Source organism: Gottschalkiaceae bacterium SANA (genome assembly GCA_036323355.1).
Taxonomy (GTDB): Bacteria; Bacillota; Clostridia; order Tissierellales; family GPF-1; genus GPF-1.
This window is the reverse complement of sequence record AP028876.1, coordinates 2000680-2023647: the sequence shown is the minus strand read 5'-3', so window position 1 is coordinate 2023647 and position 22968 is coordinate 2000680. Positions and strand designations below refer to the sequence as shown.

Here is a 22968-nt window from a genome sequence, read left to right as displayed (position 1 = left end):
TAAGTGACTGAATTGCAGAAGGAGGAGTAACGACATGAACGGAAAGAAAGTAGCCATTCTGGTTTTGGTAATCGCTATTATCCTTGGAATAACAGGGATTAGTGTACAAGGCCTTACTTTGGGCGAAAATTCCGTCTTGCCGGTAGGCGATCAAATCAAACAGGGTTTGGACCTAAGCGGCGGGGTTTATGTGGTGCTAGAAGCACAAACGGACTCAACAGGCGATGAATTGGCTCAGAAAATGAACGAAGCAAAATTGATTATTGAACAGCGGGTAAATGGTTTGGGTGTGAGTGAGCCGACTGTTGTAATTGAAGGTGAAGATCGAATTCGAGTGGAGTTGCCAGGACTGGACAATACACAAGAAGCGATTAGTCTGATTGGACAGACTGCGAAACTTGAGTTTCGTTATCTGCCGTCATATGTGAATTTAACAGAATTTGCAGCCTTGTCGGTAGAAGATCAACAGGCTTACTTCAGCGAAAATAGTGTGGTTGCCATAACTGGTGATCAGGTCACCAAATCAGAAGCGGGCATTAATGAAAATGATCTTGGCCAATCGACTCCTGTTGTGACTTTAGGTTTGAACGACGATGGCGCTCAAGCTTTTGAAGAAGCAACGCGTGAATTGAATCAGCGGGCAGACCGAAACTTACGTACCTTGTTTATTATGTTAGATGGTGTCGTGATTTCGTCACCAGAGGTACCGCCAGGATTGGTGATTGATGATGGTAAAGCCATTATCGAAGGTGGATTTGCGACTGTAGAAGATGCAGCGAATCTTGCCATGCTAATCAAAGCGGGTTCTTTACCTGTTGACTTGGTGGAGATTCAATCCTCGGTAATTGGACCGACTTTGGGTCTGGAATCCATGGAGAGAAGTGTAAAAGCGGCCTTGATCGGCATGGCGATTATTTTCTTGTTTATGCTGATTGTTTATCGTGTGCCAGGATTTGTTGCAGACTTGAACCTTTTGGTTTATATCTGTATCGTATTGTGGACCATGGCGAAGATTGGCGCGGTATTAACCCTTCCAGGAATTGCCGGTATGATTTTATCTATCGGTATGGCAGTCGATGCGAATGTTGTAATCTTTGAACGGATTCGCGAAGAAATTCGCAATGGAAAGACGCCGCGGTCTGCTGTAGACAGCGGATTCAAACGAGCCTTGCGCACTGTGTTGGATGCAAATATCACAACATTGATTGCCGGGGTCGTCTTGTACGCCTTTGGTATGGGTCCAATTAAAGGATTTGCAGTAACCTTGATTATTGGTTTGATTGCGTCATTGATTACAGCGGTATTCTTGACACGTTTTGTCTTGAATCTTGTAATCGATACAAAACTATTCAATTCCAAGACAGCATTTGGCGTGAAGTAGACGGGGAGGAAGAATGATGAAGATTCAAATTATTAAAAGAAGAAAAACATTTTACATCCTTTCTAGCCTGGTAATCATTGCTGGACTTGTGATGGGAATGATCAATGGCTTGAATTATGGAATTGATTTTACTGGTGGAACCCTGCTTCAGATCAGTTTGGGGCAAGAAGTGAGTGTTGATGATGTTCGGGTAATTACCGATGCTTTTGATACGGAAGCCGAGGTGGTTCATGCAGGTGATGTCAATCAAGAGGTCATGATCAAAACACAGACGAACTTAACGCCGGAACAGAGAACGGCGGTTTTTAAAGAATTCCAAGCAAAATATAACTTACCGGATGATGCTTTTATCAAATCTGAGAAATTTGGACCTTCCGTTGGGGAAGAAATTCGAAGAAATGCCTATCTTTCAATCGGTATTGCAACGCTATTAATGCTCTTGTATATCACCGTGCGATTTGAATTTAGATTTGGCGTGGCGGCAGTAGCGGCATTAATCCATGATGTTTTGATCGCATTGAGTGTCTATTCGATTTTCCGACTACAGGTTAACAGCTCATTTGTAGCTGCGATTTTAACGATTGTCGGGTATTCAATCAATGATACGATCGTCTTGTTTGATCGAGTGCGTGAAAATCGCAAATCGATGAAGCGTGGAGAATACGAAACATTAATTGACTCGAGTATCGGCCAGACGATGACACGAACCATCAATACATCGATAACGACCTTGGTTGCGATTCTATGCTTGTACATCTTCGGTGTGACAGCCATTCGAGAATTTGCACTTCCATTACTCGTAGGTGTTATGGTGGGAACCTATTCATCAATCTTTATTGCAAGCCCAGCTTGGTATGAGATGATGATTCGAGACAAGCATCAGCAAAGATCGTACTCAGGAAAAAATGCTTAAGAAAAGGCGCGTGCTTGCACGTGCCTTCTTTATTGGGAGGAATTGATCAATGATTGAAAATCCAATTTTGAAGCTCCAAGATCCGCTTGATCTTCCTACAGGGAAAAGGGATCTTTTGACACGCATTTTATGGCAACGTGGCATTCGTGACGATCATGAAGTAGAAGCTTTTTTGTCGCCTAAGGTGGAAGACCTTCTTGATCCCTTTTTATTGAAAGGGATGAAAGAAGCAGTTGATCTTGTTAAATTGGCATTGGAAAGAGGAGACACCATTTGCATCTATGGAGATTATGATGTAGATGGCATGGTTTCCACTTCGCTTATGACACGGTTTTTTACGGATTCTGGTTACGCGGTTCAACACTATATTCCCAGTCGTCATGAAGAAGGATATGGATTAAATGCACAGGCGATTCAACAATTGGCTGAATCTGGGATTGATTTATTGATCACGGTGGATTGTGGGATCACTTCTGTTGAGGAGATAGGCCTTGCGCGTTTACTTGGTATGGATGTCATTGTAACGGATCATCATCAGTGTCCTCCGATTCTGCCTAATGCCAATGCCATTGTGAATCCTCATCAGCCAGCTTGTTTGTATCCCAATAAAAATCTTTGTGGAGCGGGCGTCGCTTTTAAATGGATCGAGGCTTTTTCGAAAGCACAGAATCAAGAGATGAATCTTCAACGCTATCTGCCATTTGCCGCTTTGGCCACCGTAGCCGATGTGGTGAAATTGGTTGGAGAAAATCGCGTGATTGTTAAGTTGGGGATTCCTCTGATGGAAAAAAATGAGATCGCTGGATTTCAAGCACTGCTGAAGGAGTGTCAAATTGTACCAGGGGAACTCAACGCCGGTCACCTTGGTTTTCAGATTGCTCCGCGGCTGAACGCCGTGGGTAGACTTGAAAATGCTGAATTGGCCATTCAACTGTTAACGACAGATGAGATTGACCAAGCAGAGGCAGCTGCTGGTGTCTTAAGCGGACTGAATGAAGAGCGAAAGCGTTTAGAGAAAGAAATTTTAGAAGAGGCTGTTGCTCAGGTTGAAAAGCAGGCGCAAGAAAAATTGCCGAGTTTTCTGGTTGTGGATGGACAAGGGTGGAATGAAGGTGTGATTGGGATCGTTGCCTCCCGATTGGTGGAACGGTATTATCGGCCAACCATCGTTTTTTCACGTGGAGAGGATGGAATCGCCAAGGGGTCTGCCAGAAGCATATCTGGACTCAATGTGTTTATCGCTTTGCAAGAGCAGGAAAAACTACTTCTGCGATTTGGTGGCCATGCCCAGGCAGCGGGCTTGTCTTTGCCCGTAGCTTCCATAGGGGATCTAAGGGAACGTTTGAATGCATATGCCAACAAGCAATTGTCAGCGATTGATTTTCGACCTGAAATCAAGTTGGATTTCAAAATTGAACCGGATCAGGTAAATTCTTCTTTGGTGGAAACCCTGGATCAAATGTCACCCTTTGGCTTTGGAAATCCAAGACCGGTTGCATATTTACCCAAGGTTGAACTGGTGAATCTTCGTGCGATTGGAAAGGGCAAGGAACATCTTTCTGGTCAAATTCATACAGGATCTTCAGAGACTTTGGCATTTGTTGGTTTCAATCAAGCAGGATATGTCGAACAACTTCATATGGGAGAATGCATCGACATGGTAGCGACGGTTGGAGTCAATCGATTTCGAGGACGAGAAACGATTCAGCTTCAAACGAAAACCTTGATTTCAGCTGATCGAGACATGGTTAATGATTTTGAACGTGCGCAAGAAGCCATTGTGCAATATATTTTACAATTTCAAAATTCGACAAAATATGATAAAATAATATGGTTAATGACAATGATTCCAGATACGGCAGAAATCGATGGTAGTCGATGTCTTGTGGGTATGGATTCATTTGAAAACTGGTTGCAGATGAAAGAGAAGATTCGCCTTCGCGGAAGAGAGGGATGGCTGGACCATGCATTTCGTTTTGGAGAACCGGATGTCCAAGACAAAGGTTTGATATTTACCTATCTGCCGAATGAACGCTGCTCAAGAGATCTTTGGGATCAATGTGTTTGGCTATCGAGAGATTCAAACCAAGATGCGCGTATTCAATTGGATTGGGTACCTGGTATTGAAAGCCTTCGTTTGATTTATCGATGGTTTTTAGACGAAATGGGACCGGATGGGATTAAGAAAAAGGATCTGTATCGCATGATGAGAGCGGAATCGCTTTATGAATTGGAAGCCTGTTTGTTTGCAATGTGGATTTTTATGGATGTAGGTTTTCTTGAGCAAAAAGGGGATCGTGTGACTCGATCTCGAAATCAAAAAAAGATTGACTTATCGAAACATCCCTTGATTCAAAAATCACAGCAAATCATAAAAGAATTTTAGGAGGAAATAATGAACTTAAAAGAATATGTACGTGAGATTCCAGATTTTCCAAAACCAGGAATTGGTTTTAAAGATGTTTTTGGTATTTTTGGTGATCCCAAGGCCTTGAAGGATTGTATCGATCAATTAGCCGCAATTGTTTCACCAGATGATTATGATGTAATTATTGGACCTGAAGCCCGTGGATTTTTAGTGGGTATGCCCGTTGCATATCTTAAAGAAAAGCCCTTTGTTCCTGTACGAAAGCCAGGAAAATTACCTGGAGAAGTTGTATCCATTGAGTACGAACTAGAATATGGAACAGATCGTCTTGAAATGCAAAAGGATTCAATTCTTCCTGGACAGCGTGTATTAATATTGGATGATTTGCTAGCAACCGGAGGAACAACCAAGGCCATGGTTAAAATGGTAGAAAATGCTGGAGCGAAGATTGTCGCATGTTGTTTTGTGATGGAACTTGATTTTCTTCAAGGTCGCAGCGAATTGACTGGATATCCGGTGCATAGTTTGATTCATTATGACGCAGAGTAACGAGGGTGAGGATAAATGGAATTAAGCCAATTGCTAGATCGAATGGAAACTGCATCTTCTGAAGAAAAAAAGCTGATTGAATCAGCGTATCTCTTGGCGAAAGACGCCTATGAGGGACAAAAAAGAAATTCTGGGGAAGATTTTATTATCCACCCGCTGAAAGTTGCTTACAACCTTGTTGAACTGAGCATGGATGTACCGACGATTATCGCGGGTATTTTGCATGACATCATTGAAGACACCGATGTAAGCTATGAGCAATTGGCAGAGATTTTTGGCCAGGAGGTTGCAGACCTTGTTGAGGGCGTAACCAAATTGACTAAAATTCAATATAAGACGAAGGAAGAACGGAAGGCGGAAAATCTTCGGAAGATGGTTATTGCCATGTCCAAGGATATTCGTGTCATCATTATTAAACTAAATGACCGTCTCCACAATATGCGAACACTTGAGTATATGTCGGAGGCGAAGAAGAAGGAAAAAGCAACAGAAACCTTGGAAATATATGCTCCGATCGCCAATCGGCTGGGTATGTTTCGAATTAAGTCGGAACTTGAAGATTTAGCGCTGAAGCATTTGGATCCAGAAGGATACTACGACTTGCGTGAAAAAATCTCCATGAATAAGGCTTCTCGAGAAGCGTATATTGAAAAGATTGTCTCGCAACTGCGAGAAAAATTGGATGAAACAAGCGTGGAATATGCCATTAAAGGCAGACCCAAGCATTTTTACAGCATTTATAAGAAAATGGTCTATCAGCATAAATCTTTTGAAGAGATTTTTGATCTTATGGCGCTGCGAGTGATCGTAAAGACGGTAAAGGATTGTTATGGGGTTTTAGGCATTGTTCATACTCTTTGGAAGCCATTGCCGGGACGCTTTAAAGATTATATTGCCATGCCGAAACCCAATTTTTATCAATCTCTTCATACTACGGTAATTGGACCGAGTGGAGAAATTTTTGAAATTCAAATTCGAACCGAAGAAATGCACTATACTGCAGAGTATGGGATCGCAGCTCATTGGAAGTACAAAGAGGGCGTGCAAGGAAAAAGCGAGTTGGGCGAAAAACTGACTTGGGTTCGTCAGATGATCGAACTGCAAGAGGATTCTGATGACTCTAAAGAATTTATGGATTCCTTAAAATTGGATTTATTCCGAAATGAGGTTTTTGTTTTTACACCGAATGGAGATGTCATTAATCTACCGGCTGGTTCGACTCCGGTTGATTTTGCTTATCGTGTACATTCCGCAGTGGGAGATAAGTGTACCGGTGCGATTGTGGACGGGCGGATTGTTCCCTTAGATTATAAATTGAAAAATGGCAATATTATTAAAATTTTGACCTCTTCAAATAGCAACGGCCCGAGCAGGGACTGGCTGAAAATAGCCGCAAGTAGTCATGCGAAAAATAAAATTCGCCAATACTTCAAGCGAATTGACAGAGATCAAAACATTATTATTGGAAAAGACAAGATTGAGCGGGAAGTCAAGCGAGAAGGCTACCGCATGACAACACTTTTGAAAGATGAGTGGATGGATCAAATCTTGAAAAAACATAAATTCTCGAAGATTGATGAGTTATATTTGGCTGTTGGTACGGGTTCGGGTGCCATAACTGCAACCCAGATCGTTAGAATTTTGATTCAATTCCACGAGGAACTTACGAACAAGAAACAGCCTGAAACAAGTATTGAGGAAGTGTCATTTTCAGCGCCGCCATCACGACCGAGAAAACAAAACACCCAAGGGATTCGCGTCAAGGGCGTTGACAATATTAAAGTTCGATTTTCAAAATGTTGCAACCCAGTTCCTGGCGATGAAATTGTCGGCTATATTACAAGAGGACGTGGGGTTTCTGTTCATCGAATGGATTGTCCCAACCTTCAAGACCTCAGCAAAGATACTCGATTTATTGACGTTGAGTGGGATCATGGAGAACAAGCTTCTTATGCGGCACAAATTCAAGTTGTTGCAAGTGATAAAGCGGGATTGCTCAGCCAAATTACCCAGGTGATCTCCGAGGTGGAACTTACGGTTTCGTCTTTGAATGCAAAGACGAATAAGGAAGGGGTTGCCATTATCAACATGACGGTCGAGATCAAGGACGTGAAGCAATTGGATAAAATGATGAAACGAATCAAGTCTCTTTCTGAAGTGATTGATGTATATAGAATGACGACATAGGAGGAATCATGAGAGCGGTTGTGCAGAGGGTGAAAAGCGCTTCGGTTGAAGTGAATCAAAAATGCATCGGGAAAATCGAAAAGGGTTTATTGATTTATTTGGGGATAAGCCATGATGATGAAAGTTCAGATCTGGGGTACATGGCGGATAAGATTTCTCATCTTCGTATCTTTGAAGATGAGGATGAGAAAATGAATCGTTCACTCTTGGATGAAAAGGGCGAAATCTTGTTGGTTTCACAGTTCACCCTGTATGGCGATGTGCGAAAGGGCAGACGTCCTAGTTTTATTCAAGCTGCAAGGCCCAAGCAAGCAAGGCCTTTATATGAGGAATTGATTGCTTTGTTGAAGGAACGCGGTATCGTGGTTGCGAGGGGAGAATTTGGAGCCGACATGAAGGTTTCCAGTGTCAATGATGGCCCTGTAACCCTGTTATTGGATAGCAAAAAGGGGTTTTAATATGAAGTTGAAACGATTTACGGCACCGCCTTATATGACAAATACCTATTGTCTTTATGATACGGAAAGCCAAGAAGGAATATTTATTGATTTAACCGGCGATTTAACTGGTATTCATGCTTGGTTGGAAGCTGAGAAACTTACGATTCTTGCTTCCTTATTCACTCATGCCCACGGCGATCACTTTCCACAATCAGCACCAGCATGGAGTTTGAAATTTCCATGGTATGCCCACAAAAATGCTCTTGTGGCTTTCGAAGATCCTACAATTAATTTGTCGGAAGAAATCTATGGAGAAGAAGTTGTTTATACTGAAGTATTAGCTCTATCGGATTCCATGGAACAAAACATTGGAAAATTTCATTTCGAAGTCATGGAGACTCCGGGGCACACAGCTGGATCTGTTTGTTATCGATTCGGACAAGTCATATTTAGTGGTGATACCCTCTTTAAAGAAAGTGTGGGTCGTACAGACTTGCCAACAGGGTCTATGGTGATTTTAACAGATAGTCTAAATCGTATGTTTTCGCAATGGACGGAAGATTTTTTTGTTTATCCTGGTCATGGGCCACAAACGAGTATGGAGTATGAGCGACGAGTGAATCCGTACCTTGAGGGGAAAAGATGAAATTTTATGTAGATGAAAGACTGGTCTCTCATGGGGCGTATGAAATTTTCCGTGCGTTTTTCCGAGAAGAATTCGATCGGGTGCCTTTTGAAGTCCTGGAAAGTTGTCAGGGCTTTTTTGCTGCCCTTTGGTTTGATGATCGGATAGAAAACTTGAATATGGTGATTTTTGATGGCGTCAAGCGGCAGCAGGCATCAATTGCTTTGAAATCGGAATTTTCTTCGCGAGAATTTAAGCTCATCCAGCGACAGTTGGTGTATCGAACCGCACGAGACTTTTGTGGACACGAATTACCCTGGGGACTTTTAACAGGCATTCGACCGACAAAGATGATTGCGCAAGAACGTAACAAGGGCAAAAATGAAGAGGAGATTCGTAGCTATCTTCGAGACGTGCATTATGTTTCGAAAGAAAAGATCGATGTGATTTTCGAGGTTGATGCCATCGAACGTCCATTTCTAGAAGCAGTAAAAGCAAATTCATATAGTTTGTATGTGGGCATTCCATTTTGCCCGACACGATGTTCTTATTGTTCATTTCCTTCCTATGCACGAAATCACCATGAATCATGGGTGGCACCTTATCTGGATAAGTTGGACCTCGAGTTGCAGGAGACGGCTAATCTTTTTGAAAAGTGGACCTTGTCGAGTGTGTATATTGGCGGTGGAACACCGACGGCACTCCATGTGGATGAATTGAGACGGGTGATTCGTTTGATTCGGTCCTATTTTTCTGTTCCGGAGGAGCTTGAGTTCACGGTTGAAGCGGGACGGCCCGATACTTTGGACGATGCCATGTTAAAGATGCTTAGGGCAGAAAAAATCAACCGCATCAGTATCAACCCGCAAACCATGAACGATGAGACGCTGGTTCGCATCGGAAGAAGTCATGATTCGAAGGCTGTTGTAGATGTGTTTTATAAAGCGCGGAAATTTGGTTTTGAAGAAATTAACATGGATCTGATTGTGGGTCTTCCAGGAGAGAACAAAAAGGAGTTAGAAAGAACCCTTTTTGAAATCGGCAAGCTTCAACCGGATCATCTTACTGTTCATAGTTTGGCGGTGAAACGCGCGTCTTCATTAGGCGAGAAAGCCTATCGACATGAACATGAAGAAGGTTGGGCAGGAACTGATCAAGTTTTGTATCAATTTGCTAAGAAAAACAAGTATGTTCCCTATTACTTGTATCGTCAGAAGAATATTGTTGGAAATTTGGAAAATGTGGGTTTTACAAAGCCCGAGCATTTGAATTTATATAACATTTATATCATGAGTGATCAGCAAACCATCGCAGCATGCGGGGTGGGTGCAGTCAGTAAATTCGTTTATAGCGATCAGATCAAGCGGGTTCCAAATGCAAAGAGCATTCCGGATTATTTAAAAAATATGGAAGATAAGTTGGAGAAGAAAGCGAGCTTATTGACGAAGTTTGGTGAATATGATATAAATACAGGTAAGTTCATAGATAGCAATGATGAAGATGAGTAAGTCAGATCCTTATTTAAAGAGAGTCGATGGTGGTGAGAATCGATAGTAAGACTGAATGAAAGACGCTTTTGAGCTTATGTATCATTTCGAGTGGGAGAAATCCAACTAGGGTGGCACCACGGGTGAATAACTCGTCCCTACAGTGTAAACTGTAGGGATTTTTTATGTTGAAGGAGGAAAATACATGGAAACAATGGGTAATCTGCGCCGTACGCATTATTGCGGCGAACTGAGAGAATCAAATGTTGATGAAAATGTAGTATTAATGGGGTGGGTGCAAAAGCGAAGAAGCCTAGGCGGACTTGTATTTGTTGATCTGCGAGATACGGAAGGGATTTGTCAGATCGTTTTTGATCCAGATGATCAAGTCGATCTGTTTGAAAAAGCATCAAGCCTGCGCAGTGAATTTGTTATTGCTGTAAAGGGGCTTGTAAAACCGCGTGAATCCGTTAACTCTGAACTTCCTTCGGGGAAAATTGAGGTTGTAGCATCGGAATTGCGTATTCTTGATACAGCGGAGACGCCTCCAATCTACATCAAGGATGATGATCAGGTATCTGAAACCAAACGTCTGCAGTACAGATATTTGGATCTACGGAAGGCTTCCATGCAGAATCGATTGAAACTGCGTGCAAAAGTGGCTAAAGTCGTTCGTGATTTTTATGAAGAAAACCGTTTTATTGAAGTTGAAACTCCGATGTTGAACAAACCAACACCGGAAGGCGCACGGGATTATTTGGTGCCAAGCCGAGTCAATCCAGGTAAATTCTACGCCCTACCTCAATCGCCGCAAATTATGAAGCAATTATTGATGGTATCTGGGATGGACCGTTATTACCAAATCGTTAAATGTTTCCGCGATGAAGACCTTCGCGCCAATCGTCAGCCGGAATTTACACAAATTGACGTTGAAATGTCATTTGTAGATGTGGAAGACATTATTGAATTACATGAAAAGTTAATTGCACGTATCTTCCGTGAGATTCGAGGTATTGAATTTGAAACGCCATTTATGCGTTTGACATACAAAGAAGCCATGGAACGATTTGGGTCAGATAAGCCAGATCTGCGATTCGGATCAGAAATTACTGACTTAGGATCTGTTTTTGAAGATTCAGAATTCAAAGTATTTTCTTCAGCGCTCGAGGGCGGTGGAACGATTCGCGCAATCAATGCAAAGGGATGCGCAACTGCCTTTTCAAAAAAAGGAATTTCCAAATTGGAGAAGCATGCCAAGCTATATGGCGCAAAGGGTTTGATTTGGGTGAGAAGAACTGAAGAGGGCCTTGAATCATCCATTTTGAAATTCTTAAAAGATACAGAGATTGAAGCTTTGTTTGAAACAATGGACGCAGAAGCAGGCGATATGATTTTCTTGGTTTCTGGTGACTACGACACAACGGTTACAGCCTTGGGGCAATTGCGTCTAGAAATTGCGAGAAAAATGGATTGGTTGAATCCTGACGAGTTCAAGGTTCTTTGGATTACAGAATTCCCTGTCTTTGAATATTCAAAGGAAGCAGACCGTTATATGGCCAAACATCACCCGTTTACCCATCCGATGGAAGAAGATATCGAAAAAATGGAGACGGATCCGAAAAACGCTAGAGCAAAAGCCTATGATATTGTAATCAATGGTGAAGAGATCGGCGGGGGCAGCATTCGAATCAATAATGGTGAACTTCAAGCGAAGATGTTTAAAGCACTGGGATTTACAGAAGAAGAAGCCATGCATCAATTCGGTTTCCTAATCAATGCTTTCCGTTTTGGAACACCACCACACGGCGGGATTGCATTTGGCTTGGATCGCTTGGTGATGACGCTCTCGGGTACAGAAAACATCCGCGACGTTGTAGCCTTTCCCAAGACTCAGAGTGCCACATGCTTGATGACGGAAGCGCCAACGACCATTTCGCAACAGCAGTTGGATGAAGCGAATATACGCGTGGAAATAGAAGAAAAAGAGTAAATGAGTGCCCGGGGAACCGGGCTCTTTTATTCGTCCGAATTGTCGCAATAGTGGAATTTCCAAGGAATGGGTTGACATTTCAATTGGGGCTTGGTATTATAGACAAGCGGTCAGGAAAACGGGCCGAGAAAAAAGTGCTCTAAGCCAGATAATAAGCGGAAGAGAGCGAAAAAATGGCTCTTGACAAAGCGAGTGTCTGGTGCTAGAATAAGTAAGTCGCTAAAAGCGGAAACGCAAAGCGAAAACAAAAAGAAATAAAAAAAGACGGTTGACAGTATCTTCCAGATATGTTACACTAGTCAAGTCGCCAAGGCGGCGAAATGATCTTTGAAAACTGAACATGACAGCCTCGAATTTGACCTTTTGGTCAATGAAGAAGTAACAAGAAATACGCTAAATCAAGCAGTAATGCTTGGTTGGTAAAAGCACCCTTAGGGGTGGAAATATTTTTACTGAGAGTTTGATCCTGGCTCAGGATGAACGCTGGCGGCACGCCTAACACATGCAAGTCGAGCGAGAATTATTGGAAGGATCCTTCGGGTGAATGAAGATGAGGAAAGCGGCGGACGGGTGAGTAACGCGTGGGAAACCTGCCCTATACACAGGGATAGCCATTGGAAACGATGATTAATACCTGATAAGACCACAGCATCACATGTTGCAGTGGTAAAAACTCCGGTGGTATAGGATGGTCCCGCGTCTGATTAGCTAGTTGGTAAGGTAATGGCTTACCAAGGCGACGATCAGTAGCCGGCCTGAGAGGGTGAACGGCCACACTGGAACTGAGACACGGTCCAGACTCCTACGGGAGGCAGCAGTGGGGGATATTGCACAATGGGGGAAACCCTGATGCAGCGATGCCGCGTGAATGATGAAGGCTTTCGAGTCGTAAAGTTCTGTTCTTAGGGAAGATAATGACGGTACCTAAGAAGAAAGTCCCGGCTAAATACGTGCCAGCAGCCGCGGTAATACGTATGGGACAAGCGTTATCCGGAATTATTGGGCGTAAAGAGTTCGTAGGCGGTTCTTTAAGTCAGAAGTGAAAGGCAGTGGCTCAACCATTGTAAGCTTTTGAAACTGGGGAACTTGAGTGTTGGAGAGGAAAGCGGAATTCCTAGTGTAGCGGTGAAATGCGTAGATATTAGGAGGAACACCAGTGGCGAAGGCGGCTTTCTGGACAAATACTGACGCTGAGGAACGAAAGCGTGGGGAGCGAACAGGATTAGATACCCTGGTAGTCCACGCCGTAAACGATGAGTGCTAGGTGTTGGGGTAGCGATACCTCAGTGCCGCAGCTAACGCATTAAGCACTCCGCCTGGGGAGTACGGTCGCAAGACTGAAACTCAAAGGAATTGACGGGGGCCCGCACAAGTAGCGGAGCATGTGGTTTAATTCGAAGCAACGCGAAGAACCTTACCAGGTCTTGACATCCCGGTGCCCGGTCTAGAGATAGACTTTTCTCTTCGGAGACACCGGTGACAGGTGGTGCATGGTTGTCGTCAGCTCGTGTCGTGAGATGTTGGGTTAAGTCCCGCAACGAGCGCAACCCTTATCTTTAGTTGCCAGCATTTAGTTGGGCACTCTAGAGAGACTGCCGGTGATAAACCGGAGGAAGGTGGGGATGACGTCAAATCATCATGCCCCTTATGACCTGGGCTACACACGTGCTACAATGGTCGGTACAACAGGCAGCGAAGGAGCGATCCGGAGCGAATCTCAAAAGCCGATCTCAGTTCGGATTGCAGGCTGCAACTCGCCTGCATGAAGCTGGAGTTACTAGTAATCGCGAATCAGAATGTCGCGGTGAATGCGTTCCCGGGCCTTGTACACACCGCCCGTCACACCACGGGAGTTGGTAATACCCGAAGTCGCTGGGCTAACCCTTTTAGGGAGGCAGGCGCCGAAGGTAGGATCGATGACTGGGGTGAAGTCGTAACAAGGTAGCCGTATCGGAAGGTGCGGCTGGATCACCTCCTTTCTAGGGAGAAACGAGAACTGTCATGTTCTGTTTTGAGAGATCATAAGTCTTTCAAAGTTAAAAAGCTACTTGAAAGCGAATGTCAAGTAGGGTGCAAGGCAAGCGCAAGCTTGTGGGTGCACAAAAACCGTGGGGGTATAGCTCAGTTGGGAGAGCACCTGTTTTGCAAGCAGGGGGTCAAGAGTTCGAATCTCTTTATCTCCACCATTTTGTTCTTTGAAAACTCAATAAGAATCATCCAAGCAAAAATAAAAAACAAACACAGCACTAGATGTAAATCGAAGTGGGTGAATGTAATTTTTTTGTCTTTAGAATTCTCTTTTAAGAAACGGTCAAGTTATAAAAAGCATAGGGCGGATGCCTTGGCACTAAGAACCGATGAAGGACGTGGTAAGCTGCGAAAAGCTTTGGGGAGCCGCAAGCAGGCGTTGATCCAGAGATATCCGAATGGGGAAACCCACATACGGCAAACCGTATGTATCCTATGGTGAATACATAGCCATAGGAAGGGAACCCGGTGAACTGAAACATCTAAGTAGCCGGAGGAAGAGAAAGAAAAATCGATTCCCTGAGTAGCGGCGAGCGAAAGGGGAACAGGCCAAACCAGACTGGCTCTGCTAGTCTGGGGTTGCGGACCGATATAAGGGTACAAGTTGATAGCCAAATACCGCTGGGAAGCGGAACCGTAGAAGGTGATAGTCCTGTAGGTGAAATCAACGAATATCTGATCGGTATCCAGAGTACCATGGGACACGTGAAACCCTGTGGGAAGCCGGGAGGACCATCTCCCAAGCCTAAATATTCCTTAGTGACCGATAGCGCATAGTACCGTGAGGGAAAGGTGAAAAGAACCCCGGAAGGGGAGTGAAATAGAACCTGAAACCCTATGTTTACAATTGGTCGAAGCACGTTAAAGTGCGACGGCGTACTTTTTGTAGAACGGGCCAACGAGTTAAGGTGTGCAGCAAGGTTAAGGACTTCAGGTCCGGAGCCGAAGCGAAAGCAAGTCTGAATAGGGCGAATTAGTTGTATGCTTTAGACCCGAAACCGGGTGACCTATCCATGAGCAGGTTGAAGCGGGAGTAAAATCTCGTGGAGGACCGAACCCATATACGTTGAAAAGTGTTGGGATGACTTGTGGATAGCGGTGAAATTCCAATCGAACTCGGAGATAGCTGGTTCTCCCCGAAATAGCTTTAGGGCTAGCCTCAAGGAGAGTATCGCGGAGGTAGAGCACTGACTGACCTAGGGGCGTTTATACGTTACCAAAGTTTATCAAACTCCGAATGCCGCAGATATATACTTGGGAGTCAGACTGTGTGAGATAAGTTTCATAGTCGAAAGGGAAACAGCCCAGACCGTCAGCTAAGGTCCCAAAATATTAGTTAAGTGGGAAAGGATGTTGGACTACACAGACAACCAGGATGTTGGCTCAGAAGCAGCCATTCATTCAAAGAGTGCGTAATAGCTCACTGGTCGAGTGGTCCAGCGCCGAAAATGTCCGGGGCTCAAACTAATTACCGAAGCTACGGCTTGTATCTTTAGATACAGGGGTAGGGGAGCATTGTATGTGGGACGAAGTCGTACCGGAAGGAGCGGTGGACTGCATACAAGAGAGAATGTTGGCATGAGTAACGAAAGCGAAGTGAGAATCTTCGCCATCGGAAGCCTAAGGTTTCCTGAGGAAGGCTCGTCCGCTCAGGGTTAGTCGGGACCTAAGCCGAGGCCGAAAGGCGTAGGCGATGGACAACTGGTTGATATTCCAGTACCACCTTAGATTGTTTGAGAGATGTAGTGACACAGAAGGGTAGGTAGAGCACACTGTTGGTTATGTGTGTCTAAGCAGGTAGGCTAGTGTGCAGGCAAATCCACACACTATTAGGCCGAGACGCGAATGCGAGGGAAATTTAGTACCGAAGTCGCTGATCCCACGCTGTCGAGAAAAGCTACTATTGAGAGATAAGGTGCCCGTACCGTAAACCGACACAGGTAGGCAGGAAGAGAATTCTAAGATGATCGAGAGAACCATTGCTAAGGAACTCGGCAAAATGACCCCGTAACTTCGGGAGAAGGGGTGCCCTTGAGAGTGAAGTCATACGACGTAAGCTTTTGAGGGCCGCAGAGAAAAGGCCCAAGCGACTGTTTAGCAAAAACACAGGTCTCTGCTAAGTTGAAAGACGAAGTATAGGGGCTGACGCCTGCCCGGTGCTGGAAGGTTAAGGGGAAGTGTTAGCGGTAACGCGAAGCACAGAACTTAAGCCCCAGTAAACGGCGGCCGTAACTATAACGGTCCTAAGGTAGCGAAATTCCTTGTCGGGTAAGTTCCGACCCGCACGAAAGGCGTAACGATTTGGGCGCTGTCTCGGCAATGGACTCGGTGAAATTACAGTACTCGTGAAGATGCGGGTTACCCGCGGCAGGACGGAAAGACCCCGTGGAGCTTTACTGCAGGCTGGCATTGGATTTTGGTATAATATGTACAGGATAGGTGGGAGACTTGGAAGCCGGAACGCCAGTTTCGGTGGAGTCGCCCTTTGGATACCACCCTTATTATACTAGGATTCTAACCATAGGCCATGAATCTGGTCTTGGGACATTGTCAGTTGGGCAGTTTGACTGGGGCGGTCGCCTCCAAAAATGTAACGGAGGCGCTCAAAGGTTTCCTCAGCACGGTCGGAAATCGTGCGTAGAGCGTAAAGGTAAAAGGAAGCTTGACTGCGAGAGCTACAACTCGAGCAGGATCGAAAGATGGACTTAGTGATCCGGCGGTACCGAATGGAAGGGCCGTCGCTCAACGGATAAAAGCTACCCCGGGGATAACAGGCTTATCTCCCCCAAGAGTCCACATCGACGGGGAGGTTTGGCACCTCGATGTCGGCTCGTCTCATCCTGGGGCTGAATTCGGTCCCAAGGGTTGGGCTGTTCGCCCATTAAAGAGGCACGCGAGCTGGGTTCAGAACGTCGTGAGACAGTTCGGTCCCTATCCGCCGTGGGCGCAGGAAATTTGAAAGGAGTTGTCCCTAGTACGAGAGGACCGGGATGAACAAACCGCTGGTGCACCAGTTGTTCCGCCAGGAGCATAGCTGGGTAGCTAAGTTTGGAAGGGATAAGCGCTGAAGGCATCTAAGCGCGAAGCCCCCCTTAAGATTAGATTTCCCATCACTTTATGTGAGTAAGACCCCTTGAAGACTACGAGGTTGATAGGCTGGAGGTGTAAGGGCAGCAATGTCTTTAGCTGACCAGTACTAATAGGTCGAGGACTTGATCAGATTAGAAGAGAGTTTTAAAGCGGATGATTCTTGTTGAGTTTTGAGAGAGCAAATAAGCTTTCTTGACAAAAGAATCTGGTGACGATAGCAAAGAGGACACACCCGTTCCCATCTCGAACACGGAAGTTAAGCTCTTTAGCGCTGAAGATACTTGGTGGGAGACTGCCTGGGAAAATAGGACGCTGCCAGTTTCAACTATTCTTAGGTAGCTCAATGGTGGAGCAACCGGCTGTTAACCGGTAGGCTGTGGGTTCGAGTCCCACCCTGAGAGCCATAGAGTCGGACCTAAGGAAACGCAAGTTTCCTTGGGAGAACCGAAGAAAACATAATGTCGCGGGGTGGAGCAGTTGGTAGCTCGTCGGGCTCATAACCCGGAGGTCGCAGGTTCAAGTCCTGTCCCCGCAACCATATTTGGCGGCATAGCTCAGCTGGCTAGAGCGTCCGGTTCATACCCGGGAGGTCACAAGTTCGATCCTTGTTGCCGCTACCAAATTGGGCCCTATGGTCAAGCGGTTAAGACACCGCCCTTTCACGGCGGTAACCCGGGTTCGAATCCCGGTAGGGTCACCAATTTCATTCAAGTAAGACACAAATATGGGCGCTTAGCTCAGTTGGGAGAGCACCTGCCTTACAAGCAGGGGGTCATTGGTTCGAGCCCAATAGTGCCCACCATATTTGGCCTAGTAGTTCAGTTGGTTAGAATGCCAGCCTGTCACGCTGGAGGTCGAGGGTTCGAGTCCCTTCTAGGTCGCCAATTTTCACCATGAAACGGTTGAGTTTCGCTGGTGTATGAAAAGTATTATGCTGGTGTAGCTCAATAGGTAGAGCAACTGACTTGTAATCAGTAGGTTGTGGGTTCAATTCCTATCACCAGCTCCATAGAAATATTATATGGGGGGGTTCCCGAGTTGGCCAAAGGGGACGGACTGTAAATCCGTTAGCTGCGCTTTCACTGGTTCGAATCCAGTCCCCCCCACCAAAACCATGCGAAAGTAGCTCAGTGGTAGAGCTTCGCCTTGCCAAGGCGAAGGTCGCGAGTTCGAATCTCGTCTTTCGCTCCATTTGCGGGTGTAGCTCAGTGGTAGAGCCCTGGCCTTCCAAGCCAGTCGCGAGGGTTCAATTCCCTTCACCCGCTCCATTAGCACAAAAAAAGTATTGAGCCAGTAGCTCAGTTGGATAGAGCAACGGCCTTCTAAGCCGTGGGTCGGGGGTTCGAATCCCTTCTGGCTCGCCAATAATTTTTTATGGGGTATCGCCAAGCGGTAAGGCACAGGACTTTGACTCCTGCATTCACTGGTTCGAATCCAGTTACCCCAGCCAATAGTTTGACCCATTAGCTCAGTTGGTAGAGCATCTGACTTTTAATCAGGGTGTCCGGCGTTCGAATCGCCGATGGGTCACCAATTACATGGAGAGGTACCGAAGTGGTCATAACGGGGCGGTCTTGAAAACCGTTAGGGTGCAAGCCCACGTGGGTTCGAATCCCACCCTCTCCGCCACAAATATGGAGAAGTACTCAAGTTGGCTGAAGAGGCTCCCCTGCTAAGGGAGTAGGTCCTTTCAACGGGACGCGAGGGTTCGAATCCCTCTTTCTCCGCCATATTTGTCTAGGGGTATAGTTCAGCTGGTAGAACGTCGGTCTCCAAAACCGAATGTCGTGGGTTCGAATCCTGCTACCCCTGCCAATTTCATTTTTAAAATATCGGGGTGTAGCGCAGTTTGGTAGCGCATCTGGTTTGGGACCAGAGGGCCGCGGGTTCAAATCCTGCCACCCCGACCATGAATTTGGGCCTATAGCTCAGCAGGTTAGAGCGCACGCCTGATAAGCGTGAGGTCGATGGTTCGAGTCCATCTAGGCCCACCAAATTCAACTTCTTGGGCCTTTAGCTCAGTTGGTTAGAGCAACCGGCTCATAACCGGTCGGTCCTGGGTTCGAGTCCCCGAAGGCCCACCAACTACATTTTTGTATGCCCAGATAGCTCAGTCGGTAGAGCAGGGGACTGAAAATCCCCGTGTCGGTGGTTCGATTCCGCCTCTGGGCACCAAAGAAAAAAAGCAGTCTTTATGACTGCTTTCTTTCTGTCTAAAAATATTTTATTGGGTTAAGCGCCTTTGTGCAAGACCGACCAGCAGTCCTTATGACTGCTTTTTTTTGTCTATAAATATTTTATTGAGTAAAGCACCTTTGTACAAGACCGACCAGCAGTCCTTATGACTGTTTTTTTGTTCCTATTTTTCTGCTTTATTCTTTTTGAATATAAGTAAGAATTTCACGGCAGAATTGATGGATGCTTGAGTGGTCCACTTGCGTATCTGTGGACACTAGGAACAAGCCATCGGGAAGATCGATTGTTTGATCCTGTGATTGCATATTCGTTATGGGAAATGGATACCATGGTTGCGGTAAAGTGTGGTAGATGACTTCATTTTCTTGAATGGGAAGATAACGAAAACGGATCTCCAAGAATTCATTGTGGGTATGATAATCAACAGAAAAATTTTTATCTTGCTTGACCAGGGTTCGAGCCCGTGCCAAGTCGGAAGGCCAATAACGCACCAGGTAAAAATCTTTCGATTTTTGTATTTTTGAAAGGGTTAATAGCTCTGGATTTAGAATTTGCCATTTTTCCCGTAGATGAAACATTTTCCTTTCTAGATAAAGCAAGGCGATCAAATCGTCTTCATTGTGCTGGAAGCAGGTTAATGCGGCTTCGGGATCACCACCCCTTAAATGACTGCGTAAAAGATTGGGAATTTCTTTGCTTGGACAGGATTGAGGGGTAAACTCAGGGCTCGTGAGTGTACGCAAAGTATGATTTTCTGCATGAAGAAGGGGAAACCCTCCTTGATAAAAATCATAAAGGTCGAGGTGATTTTTGACTTGCGGTGGCAGGATGTGGTGTTTTTTGGCTCTCGACACCAAAAATGGCCAATCAAATCGCTTTCCATTAAAACTGACTAAAACCGAGTCTGCTTGGATCTCATCAAAAAATGACTGTATCAGAGCGGGCTCCTCTTCTTCTGAGTCAAGCAGCCATTGTTTGCCTTTTGGGGCTTCGCCTGGCGTCACAATCAATAGTCCAATCATTACAAGGGGATGAAGTCTGCGATGGAAACCCAGGGTCTCGATATCAAAGAACAGATAGGGTGTATTTTTATTTTTAAAATAGGGATTAAAGGATAATTCGGGTATTATCAACTGATTCACAGTAAGATCATGAGTTCTCATGTTTTTTACTCCTTCGTTTGGATCTCGTTCATACTCTCTTATGTTATTATACAAAAAGTTGATTCCAATAGTCCAGTATTTGCCATACGTAAAAGGCGTATTATGGATAACAATGTTGTTTTTTCCGAATGCTTTGCTATGCATATTTTTGTTTGACATTTTTGCCTGTTATTAACTCATAGATCTCAATAGACTCGGAGGTCTTTTTATTGCTGTGTTTTACGGTGTGATGAGAACGTCGCGTGTAAAGTATGCTTATCGTTTAGAATCGATATTCCCGCCTAGCTAGGCGTTTAAAAGGCATGAGGGGGTTGGTGGTTCATTGGGTCGTAAGCCCCGGATCAAGGCCGATAGGGAACCGGAATTTCTTTAAGAATCGAAAGCATGGGAAGAATGATTTGGACCCAGAGCAGGGAAGATGAGATTCAATTATGTGCGAGGAAGACATACTCGATGATCCCGAATATAGGAAGTTATTCGTTGCGAAACGAGCGAATAGTGAGATGACGGAATCCTTGGTTGATTATCTGAAGGTGATTCTTTTGCAAACAACAAAAGAGTAGCTTTGGTTTTTCAACCGGCTACTCTTTCACTGGGCTTTTTACATCATTGAGAAAGGAATGTATATGTAGTATGATCCCTTTTTCCATAAAAGCACAAGGGTATATTGCAATAAGTATAGTGACATTGCTTAAAGAAATATATGTGCGTAAAATTTGCTTCTGAGAGGTATATTGTAAAAATAAAAGTCGCCTTGCGAAATTTGATCTTCTGACAACGGAATAGCAATATTTGTATAATTATGGGTATAGGGAAACTATGGGAGCAAACAGATAAATAATTAACTAGAGAATGAACTGAAATGGGGATTACTTCTATGCTCTTATTAACATTTATTTAATTATTTCCATAGCATTTGCTTGCGGTGAGTAGAATAGTCTATAATGTTATGAGAAACAATGATAGAGTAAGGAATATTAAGTTTTTCAATATTTATAAAGTAACGGTTTACGTGTGCTCTGTCCGAATTTTTAGATCGGGAGAAACTAATTTGAAATAGTAATATTGCACAAAAATGAACGTTAAGGAAGAAAGGTGTTTCGTATGCGAAAGATAGGTTTTTTATTATTAATCATATGTCTGATCCCAATAGGTTTTACCGATCAGATCTTTTTTGACCTGTCTGATCATTGGGCTGTGACGTCAATTTATTGGGCATCAGAAAAGGGCTATGTCAACGGGTATCCCGATGGGACTTTTCGACCGGAACAACCGGTCACACGACTCGAGTTCTTGGATATCTATCAAGAGATTCTTATGAAAAATGGCGTTTTTGATAGTCGGTTACAAGCCGAAGATTATTTCTATGATGATTTGCTTGGAAATGAGTGGGGTCTTGGTGTTATTTCCTCACTGGAAGGAAACTTTCAACACAGTGGACGCAGTTTGAATGCTCTTTTTCCCCTGCCATTTTTAGCAGGGGAGCAAGCTCTTACCCGAGGGGAAGCCATTCAATTGCTTGCCTGGGTTGTACCGGAGAGTAGGGAGCAAGACGGGCTTGTGTTTCTTGATTTGATTGGAGATACGAATCGGAATGCAGTAGAACGTGTGGTTGCTCACCAAATTTTTACTGGTTATCCGGATCAAACGATTCGATTGAATGGCGGATTAACCCGAGCAGAAGCAACGATTGTTTTGCAGCGGCTTGATAATCAGTTGCAGATTATCAAGACACCGGAAACCTCGACCTTGATGATCCCAACAACCATATATGATGAGAGTTTTTTGGATTATGGAAATTATGAAGCCCTCTCTGAAAAAGATGGGGAAGGGAACCTTACGGATGACGGGCGCTATTTACGTTTGGTACGGACGCTAGAGTACTTATCATTTGATCAGCAAATCCCTTTTTCAGAAAAGAAACTCTATGATGAGCATCCGGTACAAACCCTGGTAAGTTTGCGAACTGGTGAGTATTGGAATCGCGTTGGCGTTGATTACTATTTGTTGCATGCTGCGGAATTTTCAAAAGAAGAGATACAAATGTTGGCGCGGGAAATGTTTTTGGATTATATGCTTCGCGATGGTCTTAGCTTTGTAGAAACCAAGCAATTGTTTCAACAATATTCGATGTCTTTAGCGGAAATCGAGTTGGCCGAAAATGCGTATGCATTCTGGAATACCCAAATCAAAAACAATCAAGAATTGTTTACTCGATATACCTTAGAAGCACGAGACCACTTGTCAAGAGGAGAAATTGTTGAAGCCAGGATGGTATATGAATGGATGCGTGAACAAGTAAATCCCGAAGCTACATCGGTTTATTGGATTTTTTCAGGCGAACTGCAGCGAATGTATGCATCTAATTTAATCTACTTGGATGATCTGATTGGTGGAAGAGAGTCTGTTGCTCATTTGATTAAACGTATGCAAGTTGAAATAGAAGGTTTGGAAATGACAGAAACCGAAAGGGAAAGCGCCCATGGATTAATTAATGAGCTGGCAATTCGGTATCAATGGGAAAAAACAAAGGTGCTTCAGTAGAAGCACC

Annotated in this window: 12 protein-coding genes, 21 tRNA genes, 3 rRNA genes and 1 other annotated feature; of the genes, 35 read left to right on the top strand and 1 reads right to left on the bottom strand. The window is 44.5% G+C overall.

Annotated features, from left to right (window positions below; translation table 11 throughout):
* The first annotated feature begins 34 nt into the window (after positions 1 to 34).
* The 33 genes from secD (at position 35) to AC25CA_RS09515 (ending at position 19233) form a co-directional block, all read left to right on the top strand.
* Positions 35 to 1381, top strand: a complete 1347-nt coding sequence (gene secD / locus AC25CA_RS09675; RefSeq protein WP_486813629.1) for a protein translocase subunit SecD — start codon at positions 35 to 37, stop codon at positions 1379 to 1381.
* Positions 1382 to 1394: 13 nt separating this feature from the next.
* Positions 1395 to 2294: a protein translocase subunit SecF gene (gene secF, locus AC25CA_RS09670; protein ID WP_486813628.1), complete on the top strand. Its 900-nt coding sequence runs from the start codon at positions 1395 to 1397 to the stop codon at positions 2292 to 2294.
* Between the two features lie 49 nt (positions 2295 to 2343).
* Positions 2344 to 4680 (top strand): single-stranded-DNA-specific exonuclease RecJ, encoded by a 2337-nt coding sequence (gene recJ, locus AC25CA_RS09665; protein ID WP_486813627.1) that lies wholly within the window; start codon positions 2344 to 2346, stop codon positions 4678 to 4680.
* Between the two features lie 9 nt (positions 4681 to 4689).
* Complete coding sequence (locus AC25CA_RS09660; RefSeq protein ID WP_486813626.1) at positions 4690 to 5211, top strand: adenine phosphoribosyltransferase; 522 nt, start codon at positions 4690 to 4692, stop codon at positions 5209 to 5211.
* Between the two features lie 15 nt (positions 5212 to 5226).
* On the top strand, positions 5227 to 7398 hold the full coding sequence (locus AC25CA_RS09655) for a RelA/SpoT family protein (protein ID WP_486813625.1): 2172 nt from the start codon (positions 5227 to 5229) through the stop codon (positions 7396 to 7398).
* Positions 7399 to 7406: 8 nt separating this feature from the next.
* Complete coding sequence (dtd, locus tag AC25CA_RS09650) at positions 7407 to 7856, top strand: D-aminoacyl-tRNA deacylase (protein ID WP_486813624.1); 450 nt, start codon at positions 7407 to 7409, stop codon at positions 7854 to 7856.
* 1 nt (position 7857) lies between these two features.
* A complete protein-coding gene (locus AC25CA_RS09645) occupies positions 7858 to 8484 on the top strand; it encodes an MBL fold metallo-hydrolase (protein ID WP_486813623.1) in 627 nt (208 codons plus the stop codon).
* Positions 8481 to 9971 (top strand): coproporphyrinogen dehydrogenase HemZ, encoded by a 1491-nt coding sequence (hemZ, locus tag AC25CA_RS09640; RefSeq protein ID WP_486813622.1) that lies wholly within the window; start codon positions 8481 to 8483, stop codon positions 9969 to 9971. Before AC25CA_RS09645 ends, hemZ begins: the two co-directional genes overlap by 4 nt.
* Positions 9946 to 10113 (top strand) — a binding site (T-box leader). (Overlaps the previous gene by 26 nt.)
* Before the next feature lie 42 nt (positions 10114 to 10155).
* Positions 10156 to 11940 carry an aspartate--tRNA ligase gene (gene aspS, locus AC25CA_RS09635; RefSeq protein ID WP_486813621.1) on the top strand — a complete coding sequence of 595 codons (1785 nt, stop codon included), beginning with the start codon at positions 10156 to 10158 and terminating at the stop codon, positions 11938 to 11940.
* A 448-nt stretch (positions 11941 to 12388) separates the two neighbouring features.
* Positions 12389 to 13919: ribosomal RNA gene (locus AC25CA_RS09630) — 16S ribosomal RNA — on the top strand.
* 131 nt (positions 13920 to 14050) lie between these two features.
* Positions 14051 to 14126: transfer RNA gene (locus AC25CA_RS09625), tRNA-Ala, on the top strand.
* 123 nt (positions 14127 to 14249) lie between these two features.
* Positions 14250 to 17188: ribosomal RNA gene (locus AC25CA_RS09620) — 23S ribosomal RNA — on the top strand.
* A gap of 74 nt (positions 17189 to 17262) precedes the next feature.
* A 5S ribosomal RNA gene (rrf, locus tag AC25CA_RS09615) occupies positions 17263 to 17379 on the top strand.
* The 16S, 23S and 5S rRNA genes sit together here with 21 tRNA genes alongside, the layout of an rRNA operon.
* Before the next feature lie 8 nt (positions 17380 to 17387).
* A tRNA-Asn gene (locus AC25CA_RS09610) sits at positions 17388 to 17462 on the top strand.
* A 58-nt stretch (positions 17463 to 17520) separates the two neighbouring features.
* A tRNA-Met gene (locus tag AC25CA_RS09605) sits at positions 17521 to 17596 on the top strand.
* 5 nt (positions 17597 to 17601) lie between these two features.
* A tRNA-Met gene (locus tag AC25CA_RS09600) sits at positions 17602 to 17678 on the top strand.
* 5 nt (positions 17679 to 17683) lie between these two features.
* A tRNA-Glu gene (locus tag AC25CA_RS09595) sits at positions 17684 to 17758 on the top strand.
* 26 nt (positions 17759 to 17784) lie between these two features.
* A tRNA-Val gene (locus AC25CA_RS09590) sits at positions 17785 to 17860 on the top strand.
* A gap of 5 nt (positions 17861 to 17865) precedes the next feature.
* A tRNA-Asp gene (locus AC25CA_RS09585) sits at positions 17866 to 17942 on the top strand.
* A 49-nt stretch (positions 17943 to 17991) separates the two neighbouring features.
* A tRNA-Thr gene (locus AC25CA_RS09580) sits at positions 17992 to 18067 on the top strand.
* Between the two features lie 14 nt (positions 18068 to 18081).
* A tRNA-Tyr gene (locus AC25CA_RS09575) sits at positions 18082 to 18167 on the top strand.
* Between the two features lie 7 nt (positions 18168 to 18174).
* Positions 18175 to 18249, top strand: a tRNA-Gly gene (locus AC25CA_RS09570).
* Positions 18250 to 18252: 3 nt separating this feature from the next.
* A tRNA-Gly gene (locus AC25CA_RS09565) sits at positions 18253 to 18326 on the top strand.
* A gap of 19 nt (positions 18327 to 18345) precedes the next feature.
* Positions 18346 to 18422, top strand: a tRNA-Arg gene (locus tag AC25CA_RS09560).
* 11 nt (positions 18423 to 18433) lie between these two features.
* Positions 18434 to 18508: transfer RNA gene (locus AC25CA_RS09555), tRNA-Gln, on the top strand.
* Positions 18509 to 18515: 7 nt separating this feature from the next.
* Positions 18516 to 18591, top strand: a tRNA-Lys gene (locus tag AC25CA_RS09550).
* Between the two features lie 7 nt (positions 18592 to 18598).
* A tRNA-Ser gene (locus tag AC25CA_RS09545) sits at positions 18599 to 18687 on the top strand.
* A gap of 7 nt (positions 18688 to 18694) precedes the next feature.
* Positions 18695 to 18788: transfer RNA gene (locus AC25CA_RS09540), tRNA-Ser, on the top strand.
* Between the two features lie 9 nt (positions 18789 to 18797).
* Positions 18798 to 18873, top strand: a tRNA-Trp gene (locus AC25CA_RS09535).
* Between the two features lie 18 nt (positions 18874 to 18891).
* Positions 18892 to 18968: transfer RNA gene (locus AC25CA_RS09530), tRNA-Pro, on the top strand.
* 7 nt (positions 18969 to 18975) lie between these two features.
* Positions 18976 to 19052 (top strand) — tRNA-Ile (locus AC25CA_RS09525).
* A 13-nt stretch (positions 19053 to 19065) separates the two neighbouring features.
* A tRNA-Ile gene (locus AC25CA_RS09520) sits at positions 19066 to 19142 on the top strand.
* 15 nt (positions 19143 to 19157) lie between these two features.
* Positions 19158 to 19233 (top strand) — tRNA-Phe (locus AC25CA_RS09515).
* Positions 19234 to 19430: 197 nt separating this feature from the next.
* Here AC25CA_RS09515 and AC25CA_RS09510 read toward each other — a convergent pair.
* On the bottom strand, positions 19431 to 20417 hold the full coding sequence (locus AC25CA_RS09510; protein WP_486813620.1) for a ribonuclease H-like domain-containing protein: 987 nt from the start codon (positions 20415 to 20417) through the stop codon (positions 19431 to 19433).
* A 431-nt stretch (positions 20418 to 20848) separates the two neighbouring features.
* On the opposite strand from AC25CA_RS09510, the gene AC25CA_RS09505 reads away from it, so the two are divergent.
* Both AC25CA_RS09505 and AC25CA_RS09500 read left to right on the top strand, forming a co-directional pair.
* Positions 20849 to 20980, top strand: a complete 132-nt coding sequence (locus AC25CA_RS09505; protein ID WP_486813619.1) for a hypothetical protein — start codon at positions 20849 to 20851, stop codon at positions 20978 to 20980.
* A 541-nt stretch (positions 20981 to 21521) separates the two neighbouring features.
* Complete coding sequence (locus AC25CA_RS09500) at positions 21522 to 22961, top strand: S-layer homology domain-containing protein (RefSeq protein ID WP_486813618.1); 1440 nt, start codon at positions 21522 to 21524, stop codon at positions 22959 to 22961.
* Positions 22962 to 22968 lie beyond the last annotated feature (7 nt).

Excerpts from the sequence above, each read along its gene's own strand:
- secD (WP_486813629.1), top strand. The coding sequence starts at position 35 with ATGAACGGAAAGAAAGTAGCCATTCTGGTTTTGGTAATCGCTATTATC.
- secF (WP_486813628.1), top strand. The coding sequence starts at position 1,395 with ATGATGAAGATTCAAATTATTAAAAGAAGAAAAACATTTTACATCCTT.
- recJ (WP_486813627.1), top strand. The coding sequence starts at position 2,344 with ATGATTGAAAATCCAATTTTGAAGCTCCAAGATCCGCTTGATCTTCCT.
- AC25CA_RS09660 (WP_486813626.1), top strand. The coding sequence starts at position 4,690 with ATGAACTTAAAAGAATATGTACGTGAGATTCCAGATTTTCCAAAACCA.
- AC25CA_RS09655 (WP_486813625.1), top strand. The coding sequence starts at position 5,227 with ATGGAATTAAGCCAATTGCTAGATCGAATGGAAACTGCATCTTCTGAA.
- dtd (WP_486813624.1), top strand. The coding sequence starts at position 7,407 with ATGAGAGCGGTTGTGCAGAGGGTGAAAAGCGCTTCGGTTGAAGTGAAT.
- AC25CA_RS09645 (WP_486813623.1), top strand. The coding sequence starts at position 7,858 with ATGAAGTTGAAACGATTTACGGCACCGCCTTATATGACAAATACCTAT.
- hemZ (WP_486813622.1), top strand. The coding sequence starts at position 8,481 with ATGAAATTTTATGTAGATGAAAGACTGGTCTCTCATGGGGCGTATGAA.
- aspS (WP_486813621.1), top strand. The coding sequence starts at position 10,156 with ATGGAAACAATGGGTAATCTGCGCCGTACGCATTATTGCGGCGAACTG.
- AC25CA_RS09510 (WP_486813620.1), bottom strand. The coding sequence starts at position 20,417 with ATGAGAACTCATGATCTTACTGTGAATCAGTTGATAATACCCGAATTA.
- AC25CA_RS09505 (WP_486813619.1), top strand. The coding sequence starts at position 20,849 with ATGTGCGAGGAAGACATACTCGATGATCCCGAATATAGGAAGTTATTC.
- AC25CA_RS09500 (WP_486813618.1), top strand. The coding sequence starts at position 21,522 with ATGCGAAAGATAGGTTTTTTATTATTAATCATATGTCTGATCCCAATA.